The 5194-nt window shown below is 67.3% G+C and carries 4 protein-coding genes and 1 pseudogene; 2 read left to right on the forward strand and 3 right to left on the reverse strand.

What is annotated here, in order from left to right:
- Together tcuB and E2583_RS24550 are read left to right on the forward strand one after the other, a co-directional pair.
- Positions 1-518, forward strand: a pseudogene (gene tcuB, locus E2583_RS24545) (tricarballylate utilization protein TcuB); the annotation flags it as partial.
- A gap of 91 nt (positions 519-609) precedes the next feature.
- Entirely contained in the window at positions 610-1593 is a 984-nt protein-coding gene (locus E2583_RS24550) for a tripartite tricarboxylate transporter substrate binding protein (protein ID WP_291599559.1), read from the forward strand.
- 167 nt (positions 1594-1760) lie between these two features.
- Here E2583_RS24550 and E2583_RS24555 read toward each other — a convergent pair whose 3' ends face one another.
- From E2583_RS24555 to E2583_RS24565, 3 genes are all read right to left on the reverse strand, one after another.
- Entirely contained in the window at positions 1761-2258 is a 498-nt protein-coding gene (locus tag E2583_RS24555; protein ID WP_291599561.1) for a carboxymuconolactone decarboxylase family protein, read from the reverse strand.
- Positions 2259-2496: 238 nt separating this feature from the next.
- A complete protein-coding gene (locus E2583_RS24560; RefSeq protein ID WP_291599563.1) occupies positions 2497-3420 on the reverse strand; it encodes an RNA polymerase sigma-70 factor in 924 nt (307 codons plus the stop codon).
- A 149-nt stretch (positions 3421-3569) separates the two neighbouring features.
- Positions 3570-5171 (reverse strand): gamma-glutamyltransferase family protein, encoded by a 1602-nt coding sequence (locus tag E2583_RS24565; RefSeq protein ID WP_291599564.1) that lies wholly within the window; start codon positions 5169-5171, stop codon positions 3570-3572.
- Positions 5172-5194 lie beyond the last annotated feature (23 nt).

Genomic DNA, 5194 nt, shown 5'->3' on the forward strand with positions numbered 1-5194 from the left:
GCCATGGCGACGGCTGCCACAACGAGGACGACGAGTACACGCTCAAGCGCCGCCGCTTCCACCACCTGACCTTCTACGGCTTCATGCTGTGCTTTGCAGCCACGGGCCTGGCCACGGTCTATCACTATGTCTTCGATCTGCCTGCGCCTTACGAGCTACCCAGCCTGCCCAAGATTCTGGGCGCCCTGGGCGGCGTGAGTCTGATGATCGGCACGGCCGGCCTCTGGATGCTGAACCGCGCGCGCCATCCGCTGCATGGCGACGCCAGGCAAAAGCCCATGGATCTCGGCTTCATCGCCCTGCTGTTCCTGGTGGCATCAAGCGGCCTGGCGCTATGGCTGGGCCGCGCCACGCCGGCGCTGGCACTGCTGCTGTGTCTGCACCTGGGCGCCGTGATTGCGCTGTTTGCCACCCTGCCCTACGGCAAGTTTGCCCACGGTGTGTTCCGCACGGCTGCACTGCTGCGCCACAACACCGAAAAGCGCCAGCCCAGCCCCATCGGCCTGGGCGCTGATTGAACAAAGCCCCATGACAGGCACGCCCGCCGTGCCTGCTCTCAGAAAAATCAGCCGGAATACCGGCATTCCTTTCCGACCAAGGAGACATCCCATGATGAACAAACGCCATTTCCTGCGCGCCACGGCCGTGGCCGCCTCCCTGCTGAGCCTGGGCTCGGCGGCACAGGCCGCACCCGACTGGCTGCCCAACAAGCCCGTGACGCTGGTCGTGGGCTTTGCCGCTGGTGGCGCCGCCGACGCGGCAGCGCGCATGATTGCCAAGAAGCTGGGCGAGAACATCGGCCAGACCGTGGTGGTGGACAACAAGGGCGGCGCGGGCGGCAATATCGCCCACCAGTTCGTGGCCAAGGCACCGACCGACGGCTCGGTGCTGCTGTTCGGCTCCATCGGCCCGCTGACGATTGCGCCCCACATCATGAAGGTGGGCTACAACCCCTTCACCGATCTCGCGCCCATCTCGGGCGGCGTGAACTTCCCCAATGTGCTGGTGGTGCACAAGGGTGCCGGTGTGAAGAATCTGGCCGAGTTCGTGGCCAAGGCCAAGAAGAGCCCCGGCAGCGTGGACTATGCATCGACCGGCGCGGGCTCGGCCTCGCACCTGGCAGGCGAGCTGTTCAACCAGCGCGCCGGCGTGGAGATGGTTCATGTGCCCTACAAGGGCGGCGCACCGGCCCTGCAGGACCTGCTGGGCGAGCGTGTCACCTCCTACTTCGCCGCCCCTCCGACGGCCCTTCCGCACATCGAGACCGGCAAGCTGATTCCGCTGGCCACCACCGGCCTGACGCGCCCAGCCTACATGCCCAATATTCCCACCGTGGCCGAAGCCGGCTATCCGGGCTTCGAGGCGCTGAACTGGTATGCCTTCGTCGCCCCCGGCAAGACCCCCACGCCCGTGCTGGACCGCTGGAACCAGGAGATCGTCAAGGTGCTCAAGGACCCCGGCGTGGCCGAGGCGCTCAAGGTCCACGGCCTGACGCCCCAGCCCACGACGCGGGCTGAGTTCGCGGCCTTCATGAAGAAGGAATACGAGCAATGGGGCAAGGTGGTCAGGGAACGCAAGATCACCCAGAACTGAGAGCACAACCCCGCTCGTGCCAATGCATAAGGCATGAATTGGGCGCAATCCAGGTCAGGACGGCGAGCAAGGGCCTCGCCGGCCGCGCCGCTCCCGCAGCGAGGCCGTCGTCCCCCTCCCGTGCAGCGAGAGAGGGCGCCGTGCCACGGGGGAAGCCGCGCAGCGGCTCAGGAGGTGATAGGTTTTTTCTCCACGGGAGCCGCAAAGCCCACGCACAGACGGTTCCAGACATTGATGCAGCCGATCGCGTAGCTGAGCTCCACGATCTCGCGCTCGCTGAAGTAGGGGCGCAGGGCCTCGAAGTCCTGCTGCCCGGGATGGGCCTGGCTCAGTTGGGTGCAGCGCTCGGCCCAGTTCAGCGCGGCGCGCTCGCGCATCTCGAACAAGTCCACCTCGCGCCAGACCACCACGCTGTGGATGCGCTGCAGGTCCTCGCCGCGCGACAGCAGCTCGCGCACATGCATGTCCACGCAGAAGGCGCAGCCGTTGATCTGCGAGACGCGCAGATAGACCAGCTCCAGCAGTGGCACACCGAGGCTGGAGCGCGCGATCTGGGCGTTGAGGCCGGCCTGCGCCTTGTAGAGCTCGGGAGCCAGCGCACGGAAGTCCAGGCGCGGCGTGGGGATGGCAATGGGGTTGACGGTGGGGTTGGCGATGTCGGCCATGTGAATACTCCTTGAAGCATTGCAGGCCCGCCCCTGCGGCCGGCCCATACCTCTTAGACGCGGCAGCGGTGCGGTTTGTGACAAGCCTCGTCATCCATCGCCGGGCCATCAATAAACATAGCTGCTATCGCTCTGCATGAAACAAACTCAGCAACAAAACTATCTGAATTTGTTGATTGACTGGCGCTAGCAGCTATTGTTTTTTCACCTTCTGCGACGGGCCTCGCCCATCAGGCAATCAGGCTGCCGGCACCAGCACGCGGGTCAGCTTGTCCGGATTGCGCAATGTGTAGATGCGCCGGATCAGCCCGTCCTCGACCAGTAGCGTCTGCACCGACTCCACCCGGCCGTCCACGCAGCGCACCAGACCCGGCAGGCCGTTGACCCGCGCCAGATGCAGGGTCTGCTCCTGTCCTTCGCGGCGCAGACGCCGGGCCGTGGCGAAGTACAGCAGCGCAAGGCGGCGCCCAGTCTCCAGCACGCGGCCAAAGGATGCCACCTTGCCGCCGCCGTCGCTGATCAGCGCGGCATCGGGAGCGAAGAGCGCCTGGATCTGCGCCAGATCGCCGCCCCGCGCAGCCTGGGCAAAGCGGCGCAGCAGCTCGGCATGGGCCTGTGCGGGCGCCTCGAAGCGCGGCCGTCCGGCCTTCACATGGGCTCGCGCGCGATGCACCAGCTGGCGGCAGGCAGCCTCGCTGCGGCCCAGCGCCTGGGCCACTTCGGCATAGTCGGCATCGAAGACCTCACGCAGCAAAAAGGCCGCGCGCTCCTCGGGCGTCAGCTGCTCCAGCACGAACAGCAGCGCCGTGGAGACATCATGGGCCTGCTCCAGCAGCTCCTCGGCCGAGGGTGCGGCCTCGGTCCAGGGCTGGACCAGCGGCTCGGGCAGCCAGAAACCCGCATAGTGCTCGCGCTCCACGCGCAAGCGCCGCAGCCGATCTATGGCCAGCCGCGTGGCCGTGGTCACCAGCCAGGCCTCGGGCTGGGCAATGGCGGCGCGCTCGCTGTCCTGCCAGCGCAGCCAGACATCCTGCACCAGATCCTCGGCCTCGGCCCGCTGGCCCAGCATGCGATAGGCCAGCCCGAACAGGCGGGGACGATGGCGCTCGAAATCCTGCAGTCCCGCATCGGCGGGCGGCGCAGCGTGGGAAGTGGGGCTCACGTGATGTCTCCTGCAAATAGGCCAAGGGCCAGCCACCCAGTGTGACAGGCACCAAGCCTTAGACGCAGAACACGCAGCTTTTGTGACAACGCAGCCAAAACAGGCAGAGCCCAAGCCAGGGACGGCCTCGCAGCGGCTCAGGGGGGACCTCAGTACCCCACCGCGCACCCGTCCTTGCGCGGATCGGAGCCCGCGATGTAGTGCTCGCCGTCGCGCAGCACCAGTTGGGCGCCGCCAAAGGCGAACACGCCGTGGCCGGCCTCGATGCTGACCTCGTGCCCGCGTGCGCGCAGCTGCTCGACCACGGCGGCATCGAAGGACGGCTCCACGGCCACGCCCTTGCCGCCGGTCACGCGCCAGCGCGGTGCATCGGCCGCAGCCTGCGGGTTCTGGCCGTAGCGCAGCACGCGCAGAGCCATCTGCAGATGGCCCTGGCTCTGCATCGGGCCGCCCATGACGCCGAACGCCATTTGCGGCGTGCCGTCGGCATGCATGGCAAAGGCCGGAATGATGGTGTGCGAGGGGCGCTTGCGCGGGCCGACCTGATTGGCATGACCGGCCTCGGTGGTAAAGCCGTGGCCGCGGTTCTGCAGGCTGATGCCCGTGCCCGGCACGACCACGCCCGAGCCGAAGCCCATGTAGTTGGACTGGATGAAGGAGACCATCATGCCGCTGGCATCGGCGGCCGCCAGGTAGACCGTGCCGCCGGGCCGGGGCGCGCCGTAGGTGGGTGCGCTGGCCTGCTCGCGGTCTATGAGACGGGCGCGCTCGCGTAGGTAGTCGCAGTCCAGCAACTGCGCTGGGGTGACGCGCATATGGTCCAGGTCGGCGTTGTACTGATGCAGGTCGGCAAAGGCCAGCTTCATGGCCTCGATCTGCAGGTGCACGCTGTCCACGCCGTCGAGGTCTTGCTTGCCCACGCCCAGCTCGTCCAGCATGCCCAGCGCCATCAGCGCCGCAATGCCCTGGCCGTTGGGCGGAATCTCGTGGATCACCGAGTCGCCGAACTTCTGCGACACCGTGCCCACCCAGTCGGCCTGGTGCGCGGCCAGGTCTTCCTCGCTCATCACACCACCGCAGGCCCGCGAATGCTCGACCATCTTTCTGGCCAGCGCACCGCGGTAGAAGGACTCGCCCATGGTCTCGGCAATCTCCTCCAGCGTGCGCGCATGGGCTTCGCTCCTGAACACTTCTCCGGCCCGGGGCGCACGGCCGCCAGGCAGAAAGCACTCGGCAAAGCCGGGCTGATCGCCCAGCTTCTTGCCGCCCAGCTCCCACAGTGTGGCAATGGTGGGCGAGACCGCGAAACCGTTGCGCGCATAGTCGATGGCGGGCCGGGCCACCTGCGCGAAGGGCAGCTTGCCGAAGCGCTTGGACAGCGCCACCCAGGCCGACACTGCGCCGGGCACGGTCACGGCATTCCAGCCTTTTTCCGGAATGCCGCCCAGCTGGGCAAAGTAGTCGGGCGTCCAGCCCGCAGGCGAGCGGCCCGAGGCGTTGAGGCCGTGCAGCTCCTTGCCGTCCCAGACGATGGCAAAGCCGTCGCTGCCGATGCCGCAGCCCGTGGGCTCGACCACGGTGAGCGTCATCGCAGCAGCCAGCGCCGCATCCACGGCGTTGCCGCCGGCCAGCAGCATGGAGAGGCCGGCCTGCGCGGCCAGCGGCTGCGAAGTGCTAACCACATTGCGCCCCAGCACCGGCGAGCGGTGCGAGGCATAGGGAAGCGTCCAGTCCTTGACGAGGTTGGTCATATCTAAGTCCGATCAGTGATTCA

Source organism: Comamonas sp. (assembly GCF_009360615.1).
Lineage (GTDB): Bacteria > Pseudomonadota > Gammaproteobacteria > Burkholderiales > Burkholderiaceae_C > Comamonas.